Below are 15,319 nucleotides of genomic sequence, written 5' to 3' on the forward strand. Positions count from 1 at the left end.
TGCCGTTCAGTTCTTGTACCCCGGATACTATACGTACAGGGTAAGGTGTCAAGCATGGGACGAACGACGCCACGACGGCGGGACCGGATCCGGGCGGAGACGAGCTCGGAGATCAAGACCATCGCGCTGAAGCACCTCACGGCAGGTGGCGCGGAAGCGGTGTCGTTGCGCGCGATCGCCCGGGAGATGGGCATGACGGCCAGCGCGATCTACAGCTACTTCGACACGCGCGACGACCTGATCACCGCGCTGATCGCGGACTCGTACGCCTCGCTGGCCGGCGTCATGGAAGCGGCGGGCGCGGGCGGTTCGGACACCGGTGCGGCGGACCGCATCCTGGCCGTCGCGACGGCGTACCGGCAGTGGGCGATCTCGCACCCCGAGGAGTTCCGGCTGATCTACGGCGACCCCGTCGCCGGGTACCAGGCGCCGGAGGACGACGCGGTTCGGGAAGCCGAAGATCGCGCGTGCGCGGTGCTGCTACGACTGGTCGAAACGGGCTGGCCGGTGCCCGAGCACCCGGCCGCCGAGCCGTACGAATGGGCCGATTTCGGCGATGGCTACACCCGCCGCGTGCGCGAGCTGTTCCCCGACCTGCCACCGGCGGCGGTCGCACTGGCCCTGCGGACGTGGGGCCGGATGCACGGGCAGGTGGCCCTGGAGATCTACGGCCACCTGCGGGCGCAACTGGTCGACCCGGCCAAGCTGTTCCGGGCGGAGATGCTGGACCTGACCAGGATGCTCGGCGCGGACCCGACGACGTCGCGCTAGGTCGGTGGCCGGAACGTGACGAGGTCTCCGGTGAGTGGGTTGGCGACCAGGCAAACCCGAACACCGGAGACCTCGTGGCCGGCGTAGCGGCAGCGGGACGGGCCGACCGACCGACGCGCGCGGCGCACCGGGGTCCGGCAGACGATTCCCACCGCGTTGCCCGCCCATCGCAAGGCCAAAGGCCACCGGCGTTCGACCCGGGCGCACACAGGAACGCCCCGGCAGGAGGCCGGGGCGTGTCCCTTCCATGGGGCTGGTCGTGCGCGACAGGCGACACAGGAACGCCCGGATCGAAGCCGGGCGCGTCCCTCCATACGGCGGATCCCGCGCGACGGACGACTCTCAGCAGAGCTTGACCGGCAACGCGCCGATCACCCGCAGGAACGTGCCGGGCCAGCGTTCGAGCTCCTGGTCACCCCGCTCGAACGAGTACTCCAGCAGCGCCGTCAGGCCGACCTGGGCGATCATCTTGGCGATCGGCGCCGCCACGCAGAAGTGGATGCCGTGGCCGAAACCGAGGTTGCGGCCCATCGGGCGGGACAGGTCGAGCACGTCCGGGCGGTCGTAGGTGCGCGGGTCGCGGTTGGCCGCGCCCAGCATCACGATGACGTGCGTGCCCTCGGCCACCGGCCGGCCCAGGATGTCCGCGTCCTGCAACGCCATCCGGGTGGTGATCTGGAGCGTGGTGTCGAAGCGCAGCAGTTCCTCGACCGCCTCGGCGATCCGGTCCGGGTTCGCCCGCAGCCAGGCCAGCTGGTCGGGGTGCTCCAGGAGGTTGTGCACGGCGTTGCCGATCATCGCCGTGGTGGCGCCGAAGCCGGCCGCGAGCAGGTTCATCAGCAGCATCGCCAGTTCCCACTCGGTGAGCCGCTCGCCCTCCTGCTCGGCCCGCACCAGGTCGCTGATCAGGTCGTCGCCCAGGTTCGACCGGCGGGCCTCGGCCATCTCGATGCCCGCGTTGATGAACATGTCGCGGGCGAAGTCGCGACCCGCCTTCTGCTCCTCGGTCAGGGTGAAGCCGGGGTCGAGGCCGCGGCCGGACTCCTTGGCGCTGGCGAAGAAGATCGGGTGGTACCGCTCCGGGATGTCGAGCAGGTGGCTGAGCACCAGGGCCGGCAGCGGCCGGGCGAACGCGGCCATGAGGTCGACCTCGCGGTCGTCCGACCCGGCGGCCTTGCGCAGCAGGTTTTGCGCGAACCCGAGCGCGTGCGGGCGCAGGGCGTCCAGCGTGCGCGGGGTGAACGCCTTGTTCACCAGGCCGCGGATCCGGGTGTGGTCCGGCGGGTCCATGAACATGAGGATGCGGCCGGACTCGCCGTCCTTCTGGTTCTCCACGAACTGGTCGGAGATCATCGACTTCTTGCCGGGCCCGATCCCGAACCGCAGGTCCTTCATGACCGCCGAGACCTCGTCGAAGCCGAAGACCGCGAGCGAGTCCGCCGAGGTGCGCATCAGGCCGCCGTGCTCGGTCAGCAGCCGACGGTAGTGCGGGTACGGGTCCTGGTGGAACTGTTCGTCGAAGACGTCGAACGGCAGCATCCGGGCCGCGGTCTCCGGGTCGTAGGTGAGGACGTCGGGCGCCGGGCGTGGCGGCGTGGTCTGGGTCATCGAACGCCTTTCTCTCTCGCGTCTTGCACCGTGGGTACGAGTCGGACGGGTACGTCCAGCAGCACCGTGTGCTTGTTGTTCGGCGCGTGCACCACCGGTCCGGCCGGGCTGATGTCGGCGACCCGGTCGAGCAGTGCGGTCAGCACGAGCCGGAGTTGGAGCCGGCCGAACTCGTCCCCGGAGCACGCGTGCGTGCCCGAGCCGAACGCCATGTGCGGGTTGGGGTCGCGGCGGATGTCGAACACGTCCGGCGCGGCGAACACCTCGGGATCGCGGTTGGCCGACGGCCACCAGAAGGTGACCTTCTCACCGGCCCGGATCCGCTGTCCGCCCACGATGAGGTCCCTGGTCGCGGTGCGCCGGTTGTACGGGTTGGCGGGCGCCCAGCGCAGGACCTCCTCCACGGCGCCGGCCAGCAGCGACCGGTCCGCCTTGAGCAGCGCCCACTGGTCCGGGTGTTCGGCGAACACCCGGATCGCCGCGGCGATCGTGTTGCGCGGCTGCTCGTAGCCGGACACGAACAGCACCGCCGCGTGCGTGTCCCGCTCCAACTCCGACAGCGGCTCGTCGCCGGGGATCTCGCCGATCGCGATGACCGAACCGAGGTCCGGTCCGGGGTCGGCGTGCTTGGCGATCACGAACCGCTGGAAGTACTCGCGCACCGAGGCGAACACGGCGCGGGACTCGTCGGTCGCCCGGCCGGTGCGGCGGTCGGTGAACCCGAGCGCGGCGCGCACCCAGTCGAGCAGCCGGGGCCAGTCGTCCGGCGGCACGCCGAGCAGCGAGGCGATCGCCTCCACGGCAAGGGGTTCGGCGACCGCGGTGACCACCTCGGCCCGGCCCGCGGCCACGGCCGCGTCGACCAGTTCCTCGGCACGGGCGCGCAACACGGGCTCCAGCGCGGCGATCGCCCGCCCGGTGACGAACGGGTGCAGCACGCGCTTGATCAGCTCGTGCCGCGGGTCGTCCATCATGAACAGCAGGACGCCGGTGAGCATGCCGTTGGGCAGGTCCTCCAGGTGCGTGCCGCCGCCCTCGCGCCCGCCGCCGCCCTGCGCGGAGAACGCCGGGTCGGCCGCCGCGGCCTCGATGTCCGCGTGCCGGGTCAGCACCCAGAAACCGTCGTCGCGCGACGACCCGTGCGGGTGGAACAGCACGGGCGCTTCGGCGCGCAGCCGGGCGAGAAGCTCGTACGGCACGCCGTCGGCGAAGTTGGCGTGGTCGGTCAGGTCGATCCCGCCGAGCACGTCGGGCAGCGGGTCTGCGCGGGTGAGGTGTTCGGTGGTCATGCTCGCCTTCACGTGGTGGTGAGGAACTCGAAGGTCGATCCGGTCAGCCAGCCCCGGCTCATCTTGTGGTGCTCGGGCCGCCCGTCCGGGCTCAGCCGGCGCCACAGGCCCGCGAGCCGGGTGAGCGCGGCCGTGCAGTGCACGTCGGCCAGGTCCTGTGCCTCGCTCGTGCCCAGCGCGGCGGTGCGGGCCAACACGGCGGACGCGGCGACCAGCTCGGCCGCGATCCGGCCGGAGGTCACCAGGAACTCCTCGTCGGCGAACAGTTCGGCCTGCGGCGACTTCGTCGCCTCGGCGCAGGTCTGCGCGAACCACCGGGTCTGCTCGACCACGGCGTCCAGGTGGACCTGGTTGCGCGGCGCCAGGTCGAGCCCGGCGGTGTCCGTCGCGCACTCGCCCGGCACCGGACGTTCGCCGCGGTAGTAGGCCGTGAGCAGCAGCTGCGCGACCTGGCTGTCGAGCTGGAAGTCCACGTTGCCCGCCATGCGGAACCCGCGGGCGTCGCGCAGCGCGCGTTCGGCGGGCAGGACCGGAGCGCCGCGGCGCCGCTTGCTCGCCGCCGTCTCCAGACCTTCCGCGCCCATCAGCGCGACCGTGCGGTCGGCGAGCTTCCAGGCCGTGCGGGTGAGGACGTTCTTGGCGACGAACCGCTCCAGCCACCGGTCGGTGATACCGCCGCCGATCAGGCTCCACCGCGCCAGGCTGTCCATCGCGTAGACGTCGGCCATCGCGCGGGACACCATGCGCTGGATGCGGTCGTACTCCCCCAGCGGCCGACCGTCGATCATCCGCCGGTTCACGAAGGAGCGCGACCACTCCAGGCAGTTGCGCGCCACCGCCAACGCGGGCGCCCCCGTGAAGTAGATCCGGCCGAGGAAGGCGATGGAGTTGATCATCGCGGGCAGCCGCAACTGGCCTTCCCCGCCGGAGAGCACGTGCTCCTTGGGCACCCGGACGCCGTCGAAGCTCAGCGCGCCGTTGGGCAGACCGTTGCTGCCGATGAACTCGACGACCGAGTCGACGGAGAAGCCCTCGCTCGCGGTGTCCACGAAGCACACCCCGATGCCGCCGTCGAGCGTGGCCGACACGGCCAGCAGGTCGGCCACCGGACCGTTGCCGGTGTAGAGCTTGTCGCCGCGCAGCACGTAGTCGTCGCCGTCGAGCGTGGCGGTCATCGTCGGCAGCCGGTTGTTCTGGCCGGCCTGGTCGGTGTCGCCGAAACCGGACAGCGCCCCGCCCCTGATCCGGTCGCGCACCATGTCCCGCAACGGCCCTTCGGGCAGCGCGGGGTGCAGCGCGCCGACACCGACACCGGCCTGGATGGCGATGATCTGGCCCACCGGGACGGACTTCGCCGCCGCGGCAGCCACCACGCGCAGGACGTTGTAGGGGGACAGCGCCGCGCCGCCGAGCTCACCGGCGAACGCGACGGTGAGCAATCCCTCGCGCCGCAACGCGTCGATCAGCCCGTCCGGCAGCTCTCGGGTCGCGTCCAGCGCATCCGGGTCGGGCACGTGCTCGGTCACGAACGCCTCGGCCCGCGCGACCCACACATCGCCGACCGCCCGATCCGCGGCATCCTGCTCGGGGAAACCACCCAGCAGACCCGTATCCAGCCGACCCGTCAACAACCCCGTCTCCAGCGACTCAACGACCATCGGCGCTCCTCTCCTTCTCCTCGACGGCGGCCAGCGCCCGGATGCGGACCTCCACCTCGGCCAGGTCCGCGGCGGACGCGCCGGACGCGGCCACGTACCCGTCCGGGCGCAGCACCAGGAAGCCCTCGGCACGACCGGCGAAGTGGTCGTGCGTGACCAGCGCCCGGTTCCGCTCCGCCAGCGCCCGTGCTTCGGCGACCAGCAACGCCGAGGCGTCGCCCGTGGTCAGCAACCGCAGCCGACCGACGGTGTCACGTGCCGGCACCCAGTGCGGCGTGCGGGTTCCGGGCTTGGCCCGACCGCGCTTCGCGCCGACGCGCAGCAGCTCGTCGGTGTAGCGCACGCCCCAGCCCGCGAGCAGCGGGACGAACCAACGGCGCAGCGCACCGGTCCGCTCCAGGCCGCCCCACACCGCGTTGCGGACCTTCGCCGCGGCGGGCCCCAGCATGAACATCCTCATCATCCGGCCGGTCATGCCGACGATCTGCTCGGCCGCCTGCCGCCGCTCGACCTCGTAGCCCGCCAGCACCTGCGCCCCGAGCCTGCCGTGCACGACACCGGCGAGCTTCCACGTCAGGTTGTGCACGTCCTGCAGCCCGAGGTTGAGGCCCTGACCGCCCAGCGGCGAGTGGGTGTGCGCGGCATCGCCGACGAGGAACACCCGGCCGCGCCGCAGCGACGACGCGATGCGCTCGGAGCTGGAGAAGGTGCCGATGTGGTCCAGCGACACGATTCTCAGGTCACCGGGTCCACGCTCGTCGAGCAGGCGCTGCACGCCGGTCCGGTCGATCGGCAGGTCGGGCGGGACGGGCGCGGAGACCCGCACCCGGCCGCCGCTCATCGGCGCGAACACCAGCGAACCGCCGCGGCCGAGGAAGTAGTGCACCGCGCCTTCCTCGAAGTCGCCGTCGACGCGGCCCTCGGCGAGGATCAGGTTCGTCGGCACCCGCCGGCCGGGGAAGTCGATGCCCAGCCTCTCCCGCACGTCGCTGCGCACGCCGTCCGCGCCGATCACCCAGTCGGCCTCGATCAGCTCGGTGCCCGACGCGCCCGTCACCTGCACGGTCACCGAGTCCTCGCCGGCCGCGAGGTCCTCGAACCGCACGCCGCGCTCCACCTTGCCGCCGGCGGCCTCCAGCGCTTCCTCCAGCAGCCGCACGGTGTGCTCTTGCGGCAGCAGCAGCGGCTCGTTCTCCGCGCCCAGCGCCACGCGCAGCACCTTGCCGCCCGCCATGTTGTAGACGTTCGTGCGCACGGTGACGCCCAGGCGCTCGGCCTCCGCGCGGATGCCGACACCCCGGTAGATCTCCAGGGCGGGCGGCCACAGCTGCAACGCCCGCGTGCCGGTCATCCGCTCGGTCGACGCCTCCAGCAGCCGCACCTGCACGCCGAGCCTGAGCAACTCGACGGCGGCGGTGAGACCGCACGGACCGGCGCCGATGACGACCACCGTCGCCTTCGACTTCACAACCGCTCCATCAGTTCGTCGGCCAACCAGGAGTCGACCGCGCGGACGGCTCCGTCGACGTGCGCCGCGATGAGACTGAAGTGGTCGGCCTCGACGTCGACCACGGTGCTCGGCTCCGTCCAGCACGACTGCCAGCCGTCGACGGAGGTGACCTCGTCCGGCCACTCCCGCATCGGGTGGTCGGCCCGCACCAACAGCGTCGGCGCCTTGATGTCGGCGGGCTTCCACTCGTCCATCAGCCGCAGGTAGGCGCCCATCGCGGTGAGCTGGGTGTCGTCGACCTCGGTCAACCGCGTCGCGACGCCCGCGAACAGCTGCGGTCGGATCGCGGTGATGATCGCCGCGTCCCACGGGTAGGTGTCCAGCAGCGCCAGCCCGGCGGCCGGTGTGCCGCGCTCCTCGAGCAGCTTCGCGGCGGCGTGCGCGACCAGCCCGCCGGAGGAGTAGCCGACGAGCACGTACGGCTCGCCGGCCGCGACCTCGGCGACGGCCTCGGCGACGTGCTCGGCCAGCACCCGGAAGCTCGCCGGCACCAGTTCGCCCGGGACGAAGCCCGGCATGGTCAGCGCGACCACGTCCCGCTGCCCGGCGAACCGCTTGGCGAACGCCGCGTACTGGTGCGGCCCGGAGTCGGCCAGGGCGGTCGGCAGGCAGATGAGCCTCGGGCCGCGCGGGCCGGTGGCCAGCCGCAGCGGGGCGGCGGCCGTCGCGCCGACGGGCGAGTCGAACGCGGGCCGCCGGGTGCTGCCGGCGATGAGCGCCTCGGTGAACGCCGCCGCGTCGCCCGCCGCACGCGCCTGCTCGAACAACGTGCTGGTCGCCGAACGCGGCTCTTCGACCGCAGTGCCGTCCAACCGGGATCGCAGGTGCTCGACCAGCGCCTCGGGTGTGCGCAGCGCCAGGATCTCGCGGGCGGTGAACCGCAGGCCGGTCGCCGCGTTGAGCCGGTTGCGCAGCTCGACCGTGGTCAGCGAGTCCAGGCCCAGCTCCAGGAACGGCCGGTTCATCACCACGGCGTCCAGGTCGGGTTGTTTGAGCACGGCCGCGATCTCCACGCGCACCCGCTCCAGCACCAGCCGGGCCCGTTCGACCGGGTCGACGCCCGCCACGTCCAGCACGCCGGCCCGGGAGGCGGTGGACCGGTCGGCCACCACGGGGCTCGTGCCACCGCGGGCCCAGTAGCGGCGACGCTGGAACGCGTAGGTCGGCAGGTCCACCCGCCGCGCCGGGATGCGGCCGAACAGCGCGGACCAGTCGACCGGGACGCCGCGGGTGTAGGCCTCGCCCAGCGACGCGTGGAACCGTCGCAGGTCACCGGCGCCGCGCCGCAGCGTACCGACGACGACCGCGTCGACGCCCGCCTCCGCTGCGGTCTCGTCCACGCCCATGGTGAGCACGGGGTGCGGGCTGGACTCGACGAACGTGCGGAAACCGTCGACCAGCAGCGCCCGCACGACCGGCTCGAAGTTCACCGGGCGGCGGCAGTTCTCGAACCAGTAGCCCGCGTCCAGCTCCGAGCCGTCCAGCACCTCGCCGGAGACCGTCGAGTACAGCGGCACGGAGCCCTTGCGTGGCTTGACGAACGCCAGCAGCTCGGCGATCCGGTCGCGCAGCCGGTCGACCTGCGGGCTGTGCGAGGCGACCGTGGAGGCGATGACCCGCGCCCGGATCCCGCGCCCGGTCAGCTCGGCGACCAGCTCCTCCAGCGCCTGCGCCGGACCGGCGACGGTCACCGCGCCGGGCCCGTTCACCCCGGCGATCGACATCCGGTCGTCCAGCAGCGCCTCGACCTCGGCGCGCCCGGCCGCGATCGAGGCCACCGCGCCGCGGCCCACCAGCTCGTCGGCGAACAACTGCGAGCGCAGCACGATCAGCTTCGCCCCGTCCTCGACGGACAGCGCGCCGGACACGCACGCGGCGGCGACCTCACCCTGCGAGTGCCCGACCACGGCGTCCGGTTCGACGCCGTAGGACCGCCACAGCGCGGCCAACGACACCATCACCACGAACAGCACCGGCTGGAGCACCTCGATGCGGTCCAGCGCGGGTGCGCCGTCCTTCTGCCGCAGCACGTCCTCGACCGACCACGTGACGTGCCGCTCGACGGCGTCGGCGCACTCGCGCAGCCGCGCCGCGTAGACCGGGCTGCTGTCCAGCAGCTCCAGCGCCATGCCGGCCCACTGCGAGCCCTGGCCGGGGAACACGAACACCGTGCGGCCGGTGTCGGTGACGCTGCCGGACACCAGGTCGTCGGCCGACTCGCCGCGCGACAGCGCGTCCAGCGCACCGACCAGCGCGGCCCGGTCGGAGCCGAGCACGACGGCCCGGTGCTCCAGCGCGGCACGGGTGGTGGCCAGCGAGAAGCCGACGTCGGCGACCGGCACGTCGGTGGCGTCGAGGTAGTCGCGCAGCCTGCCCGCCTGCGCGGCGAGCGCCGCGGCGCTGCGGCCGGACACCAGCAGGGGCGGCACCGCGTCGGACACGGGCAGGTCCTCGGTCTCCTCGACGACCTGCTCGATGATCACGTGCGCGTTGGTGCCGCTCATGCCGAACGCCGAGACACCCGCCCGCCGCGGCCGTCCGGTGTCGGGCCAGTCCCGCGGCTCGGTCAGCAGGCGCACCGCGCCGCTGCCCCAGTCCACGTGCGAGGTCGGCGCGTCCACGTGCAGGGTGCGGGGCAGCCTGCCGTGCTTCATCGCCATGACCATCTTCATGACGCCGGCGAGCCCGGCGGCGGCCAGCGTGTGGCCGAGGTTGGACTTGACCGATCCCAGCCACAGCGGGTCGCTCGCGGTGCGGCGGCCGTAGGTGGCCAGCAGCGCCTGTGCTTCGATCGGGTCGCCGAGCATGGTGCCGGTGCCGTGCGCCTCGACCGCGTCCACGTCGCCCGCGGTGAGCCGGGCGTCGGCCAGGGCCTGTTCGATCACGCGCACCTGCGACGGGCCGTTCGGCGCGGTGAGGCCGTTGGACGCGCCGTCCTGGTTGACCGCGCTGCCGCGCACCACGGCGAGCACCGGGTGGCCGTTGCGGCGCGCGTCGGACAGCCTCTCGACCACCAACGTGCCGACGCCCTCCGAGAAGACCGTGCCGTCTGCGGCGTCGGCGAACGCCTTGTTCCGCGCGTCCGGCGCGAGACCCCGCTGGCGGCTGAAGTCCACGTAGGACACCGGCGTGGCCATCACGGTCGCCGCGCCGACGACGGCGAGGGAGCACTCGTCGCGGCGCAGCGCCTGCATCGCCAGGTGCAGCGCCACCAGCGACGTGGAGCACGCGCTGTCGATGCTGATGGCCGGCCCCTCCAAGCCCAGCGCGTAGGCGACGCGGCCGGACAGCACGCTCGGTGCCGCGCCGGTCAGCCGGTAGGCCTCGACGTCGTCGGTGGAGCCGGCCAGCAGCGTGGCGTAGTCGTTGGTCACCGCGCCCGCGTACACGCCGGTCCGGCTGCCGCGCAGGGTCGTCGGGTCGATGCCCGCCCGCTCCAGCGCCTCCCAGGTGACCTCCATCAGCAGGCGGTGCTGCGGGTCGACCACGAGCGCCTCGCGCGGCGAGACGCCGAAGAACTCCGCGTCGAAGTCGGCCGCGTCGTAGAGGAAGCCGCCCTCCTTGACGTAGGACTTGCCCAGCTCGTCGGGGTCGGGGTGGTACAGGCCCTCGACGTCCCAGCCGCGGTCCTCCGGGAACGCCGACACGGCGTCCACATCGGACTCGACCAGCTTCCACAGGTCCTCCGGCGACCGCACGTCGCCGGGGAACCGGCACGCCATGCCGATGATGGCGATCGGCTCGTTGTGCCGGTCCTGCAGGTCCCGCAACCGTCGACGCGTCTCCTGCAGCTCCACGGTCGCGCGTTTGAGGTACTCGCGCAGCTTCTGCTCGTCCGACATGGCACTCACTCCTCCTTGCGTCGCGGGCGGTCAGACCAGTTCGTTGTCGAGCAGGGCGAACAGGTCCTCGTCGCTGGTGTCGTCGCCGATGACGGCGGTGGCGACCGCGGGCGTCGAGGTCAGCTCGGTGAGGAAGTCGTGCAGCCGGCCGACCAGGCTCGCCCGCGCGTGCTCGTCGGGCGCCGCGGCCAGGGCGGCGCGCAGCTTGTCCAGGTGCTCGTCCACGGACACGGTCGGCGCCTGTGGCGTGACCTGCGTGGCGAGGAACCCGGCGACCGCGAGCGGCGTCGGGTGGTCGAACGCGAGCGTCGCGGGCAGCGACACGCCCGACACGGCGGTGATCCGGTTGCGCAGCGACACCGCGGCCAGCGAGTCGAAACCCATCTCCCGCAGCGCTTTGCGCGGCTCGACGGCGTCGACCGAACCGTGGCCGAGGATGGCGGCGACCTCGGTGAGCACGATCCCGAGCAGGTGCCGTTCGCGCTCGGGACCGGTCATCCCGGCGAGTGCCTCGGCCAGGTTCTCGCCGCCGTCGCCGTCGCCCGCCGCCAGCGCCTTGCCGACCTCGGGAAGCGCGGAGAACAACGGGCTGGGGCGTGCCGAGGTGTAGGCGGGGGCGAACCGCGCCCAGTCGACGTCGGCCACGACCAGGCCCGCACCGGCGCTCGCGACCGCGTCGGCCAGCGCCGCGACCGCTCGGTCGGCGTCCATCGGGACGAGGCCGGACCTGGTCAGCCGGTCGCGCCGCTCGACCTCCTCGTCGGTGTCCGCGCCGAGCGCCCAGGGGCCGAACGCGATGGAGATGCCCTTCCCGCCGCCGCGCCGCACACCGTCGGCGACGGTGTCCAGGTAGGCGCTAGCCGCGCCGGCGGCACCTTGGCCACCACTGCCCCAGACGCCCGCGATGGAGGTCAGGACGACGAACGCGCCCAGCGAACCGTCCAGCACGTGCTGAGGTGGTGCCAGGTCCGCCGGTGTGATGTCGGCGAGCGGGGTGGTGCCGCCGACCGGAGCGAGGTGCACAACGGAGTCGACGGGCCGCGCGAGCGGGTCGACCCGCGCGGTCACGGTCACCCCAACGCCATCGAGCACGTACCGCGGCGGCACGACCTCGCCCGGCGCGACACCGGCGAGCGGCGGGGTGCCACCGTCCGGCGCGACCGGGTCATCGGGCCCCACGAGCGAATCGGCCTGCGCCGACGCAGTCTCCCCGACACCGTCCAGTTCGGCCACGAACGCGGGCACCGAGCCGTCGGCGGTGACCAGCACCAGGTGCTCGGCCCCCGCACTGGCCAGCCACCGGGCGACCGGCGCGGCGATCGCCTCGTCGGCCCCGGTCACCAGCACCGTTCCGCGCGGCGTCCAGCGGGCGCCCGTGGGCCGGTCGGTCTCGGCCCGGACGAGGCGGCGGGCCAGTACGTCCCTGCCGCGGATCGCGACCTGGTCCTCTTCCCCGGCGGACTCCAGCACCGCGGGCAGCGCCGCCAACCCGGCCTCGTCCAGCACGTCCACCAAGCCGCCCCACTGGCGGGGCAGCTCCAGCGCGGCCGTCCGGCCCAGCGCCCACACCTGGGCCTGTGCCGGGTCGGCCGCGGGATCGGTGTCGGCGGTCGCGACCGCGCCACGGGTGGCCACCCACAGCGGGGAGTCCCAGTTCAGTGCGGCCGCCGCCTGGAGCACCGCCAGCGTTCCGGTCACGCCGGCGCCGGGGTCCAGCGCCAGCAGCGACAGCACACCGTCGAACGGCTGGCCGTCCACGGTCGCAAGCCGCTCGGCCAGCGCGCCGCCCTCGGCGGTGCCCGCGTCGACCACGACCGCGACGGTCCGCAGCCCTCGGGCGGCCATGGCCTCCACGCACGCCTCGGCGCCGTGGCCACCGGACGGCAGCAGCACCAGCCACCGGCTCGCCGCACTCGGCACGGACAGCTCCGGCAGAGCGGTCCAGGCGACCTCGTAGCGCCACGTCCGCGAAGCTCCGCCGCTCTCGGCCGCCAGCCAGTACCGCTCCCGCTGGAACGGGTAGGTAGGCAGGTCGACGCGCCGCGCGCCGGGCAGCAGCTCGCCCCACCGCACGTCCACACCGCGCACGTGCACCTCGGCCAACGCGGTCAGCAACGTCTCGGCCTCGTCCTTGTCCCGGCGCAGCGCGGCGCTCAGCCCCACCTCCGGGTCGTCGGCGAGCGTCTCGCGGCCCATGGCGGTCAGCACCGCGTCCGGGCCCAGCTCCAGGAACGTCGTCACGCCTTCGCCGCGCAGCCACCGCAGGCCGTCGGCGAACCGCACCGACTCGCGGACGTGCCGCACCCAGTAGTCCGGCGAGGCGATCTCCTCGGCCGACACCGCGCCGCCGGTCAGGTTCGACGCGATCGGGATGTCCGGCGCGCGGAAGTCCAGTCCCGCGGCGACCCGCCTGAACTCCTCCAGCATCGGAGCCATCAGGTGCGAGTGGAACGCGTGGCTGACGCGCAGCCGCCGCGTCTTGTGGCCGCGCGCCGCCAGCTCCGCCTCCGCCTCGGCCACCGCGTCGGCGTCACCGGACAACACGACCGAACCGGGCGTGTTCACCGCGGCCAGCGCGAGCCGGTCCGACAACAGGTCGGCGGTCTGCTCCTCCGACGCCAGCACGGACACCATCGCGCCACCCGACGGCAGCGCCTGCATCAGCCGACCGCGCGCGGCGACCAGCGTGCAGGCGTCCGCCAGCGACAGCACGCCCGCGACGTGCGCGGCGACCAGCTCGCCGATGGAGTGGCCCGCCACGAAGTCCGGCTCGACGCCCAGGCTCGCCACCAGCCGGTACAGCGCCACCTCGACGGCGAACAGACCGGTCTGGGTGTAGCGGGTCTGGTCGAGCAGGTCGCCGTCGCCGAACACCACCTCGGCCAGCGGCCGGTCCAGGTCGCGGTCGAGCAGCGCGCACGCCTCGTCGAACGCGGCGGCGAACACCGGGTGCCGGGCGTGCAGCTCGCGGCCCATGGCCAGGCGTTGGCTGCCCTGCCCGGTGAACAGCACCGCGAGGCCGCCGCCGCGGGTCACCTCGCCGAGCACCGCGCCGGCCGGGAAGGCCGCCAGTCCGGCGCGCAGCTCGTCCCGCGAGGACGCGAGCACGACGGCCCGGTGGTCCAGGCCCGCACGGGTGGTGGCCAGCGAGAAGCCCACGTCGGCCAGGTTCGCCCCGGGCTGTGCGTCGAGGTGGTCGCGCAGCCGTGCCGCCTGCCCCCGCAGCGCCTCCGGGCTCTTGGCCGCCAGTGCGAACGGCACGACACTCGTCGGTTCCGGCGTCTCCCGCGTCGGCGGCGCCGGCCGGTACTCCTCCAGCACTACGTGCGAGTTGGTGCCGCTGATGCCGAACGACGACACCGCGCCACGCCGCGGCCGGTCGCCGGCGGGCCAGGGCCGGGACTCGGTCAGCAGCGCCACGCCGCCGGACTCCCAGTCCACGAACGGCGACGGCTCGTCCACGTGCAGGGTGCGCGGCATGACGCCGTGCCGCATCGCCTGGATCACCTTGATGACACCCGCCGCCCCGGCCGCGGCCTGGGTGTGGCCGATGTTCGACTTGACCGAGCCGAGCCACACCGGTTCGGTGCGCCCGCGGCCGTAGGTGGCCAGCAGCGCGGACGCCTCGATCGGGTCGCCGAGCCGGGTGCCGGTGCCGTGCGCCTCGACCAGGTCGACGTCCTTTGTGGACAGACCGGCGGCCTTGAGCACGGCCTTGATGACGCGTTCCTGCGCCGGGCCGTTGGGCGCGGTGAGCCCGTTGGACGCGCCGTCCTGGTTGACCGCGGAACCGCGCAGCACGGCGAGCACGTGGTGGCCCAGCCGTTCGGCGTCGGACAGCCGCTCGACCAGCAGCACGGCCACGCCCTCGGCCCAGCCGGTGCCATCGGCCGACGCGGCGAACGACTTGCACCGACCGTCCGCGGACAGGCCCCGCTGGCGGGAGAACTCGACGAACGTCGCGGGCGTGGACATGACCGTGACACCGCCCGCCAGGGCGAGCGAGCACTCCCCCGCGCGCAGCGACTGCGCGGCCAGGTGCAACGCCACCAAGGACGACGAGCAGGCCGTGTCGACGGTGAGCGACGGACCCTCCAGCCCGAGCGTGAACGACACCCGGCCGGACAGCACGCTGCCCGCGCCGCCGGTGAGCCGCTGGCCCTCGATGCCCTCGGGCAGTTCGGTGACGCCCACGCCGTAGTCGTGGTACATGAGCCCGGCGAACACGCCGGTCCGGCTGCCCCGCAGCGACAGCGGGTCGATCCCGGCCCGCTCCACGACCTCCCAGGACGCCTCCAGCAGCAGCCGCTGCTGTGGGTCCATCGCCAGCGCCTCGCGGGGCGAGATGCCGAAGAACGCGGCGTCGAACTCGGCGGCCCCGTACAGGAAACCGCCCTGGTCCGAGGTCGACGTCCCGGTCCGCTCCGGGTCGGGGTCGTACAGGTGCGCGAGGTCCCAGCCCCGGTCGGTCGGGAACCCCCCGATGCCGTCGGCGCCGGCCTCGACCACCCGCCACAGGTCCTCCGGCGAGGCGATGCCACCGGGCAGCCGGCAGGCCATCCCGATGATCGCGACAGGTTCACCGGTCGAAGCGGCCAGCCTGGCGTTGACCTCCTTCAGCCGGGCGATCTCCTTGACCGA

The 15,319-nt window shown here is 73.4% G+C and carries 5 protein-coding genes and 2 pseudogenes; 1 reads left to right on the forward strand and 6 read right to left on the reverse strand.

The genetic code is table 11. The features are described from left to right. Positions 1 to 54: 54 nt before the first annotated feature. Positions 55 to 771, forward strand: coding sequence for a TetR/AcrR family transcriptional regulator (locus ADK67_RS25820; RefSeq protein WP_053719081.1), 717 nt, complete (start codon positions 55 to 57; stop codon positions 769 to 771). A 342-nt stretch (positions 772 to 1,113) separates the two neighbouring features. On the opposite strand, the gene ADK67_RS25825 is transcribed toward ADK67_RS25820, so the two are convergent. The 6 genes and pseudogenes from ADK67_RS25825 to ADK67_RS25850 all read right to left on the reverse strand — a co-directional run. Then, positions 1,114 to 2,379 (reverse strand): cytochrome P450, encoded by a 1,266-nt coding sequence (locus ADK67_RS25825; RefSeq protein WP_053719082.1) that lies wholly within the window; start codon positions 2,377 to 2,379, stop codon positions 1,114 to 1,116. Next, complete coding sequence (locus ADK67_RS25830) at positions 2,376 to 3,668, reverse strand: cytochrome P450 (protein ID WP_053719134.1); 1,293 nt, start codon at positions 3,666 to 3,668, stop codon at positions 2,376 to 2,378. The genes ADK67_RS25825 and ADK67_RS25830 overlap by 4 nt, the downstream gene beginning before the upstream one ends. Before the next feature lie 8 nt (positions 3,669 to 3,676). Beyond that, entirely contained in the window at positions 3,677 to 5,326 is a 1,650-nt protein-coding gene (locus ADK67_RS25835) for an acyl-CoA dehydrogenase family protein (protein ID WP_053719083.1), read from the reverse strand. Beyond that, complete coding sequence (locus ADK67_RS25840; protein ID WP_053719084.1) at positions 5,316 to 6,794, reverse strand: FAD-dependent monooxygenase; 1,479 nt, start codon at positions 6,792 to 6,794, stop codon at positions 5,316 to 5,318. The genes ADK67_RS25835 and ADK67_RS25840 overlap by 11 nt, the downstream gene beginning before the upstream one ends. After that, positions 6,791 to 10,636 (reverse strand): annotated as a pseudogene (locus ADK67_RS25845) (type I polyketide synthase); the annotation flags it as partial. The gene ADK67_RS25840 and the pseudogene ADK67_RS25845, both read right to left, overlap by 4 nt. A gap of 72 nt (positions 10,637 to 10,708) precedes the next feature. After that, positions 10,709 to 15,274: pseudogene (locus ADK67_RS25850) on the reverse strand (type I polyketide synthase); the annotation flags it as partial. Positions 15,275 to 15,319: the final 45 nt, after the last annotated feature.

Origin of the sequence: Saccharothrix sp. NRRL B-16348 (assembly GCF_001280085.1) — a bacterium.
Lineage (GTDB): Bacteria > Actinomycetota > Actinomycetes > Mycobacteriales > Pseudonocardiaceae > Actinosynnema.

Excerpts from the sequence above, each read along its gene's own strand:
- ADK67_RS25820 (WP_053719081.1), top strand. The coding sequence starts at position 55 with ATGGGACGAACGACGCCACGACGGCGGGACCGGATCCGGGCGGAGACG.
- ADK67_RS25825 (WP_053719082.1), bottom strand. The coding sequence starts at position 2,379 with ATGACCCAGACCACGCCGCCACGCCCGGCGCCCGACGTCCTCACCTAC.
- ADK67_RS25830 (WP_053719134.1), bottom strand. The coding sequence starts at position 3,668 with ATGACCACCGAACACCTCACCCGCGCAGACCCGCTGCCCGACGTGCTC.
- ADK67_RS25835 (WP_053719083.1), bottom strand. The coding sequence starts at position 5,326 with ATGGTCGTTGAGTCGCTGGAGACGGGGTTGTTGACGGGTCGGCTGGAT.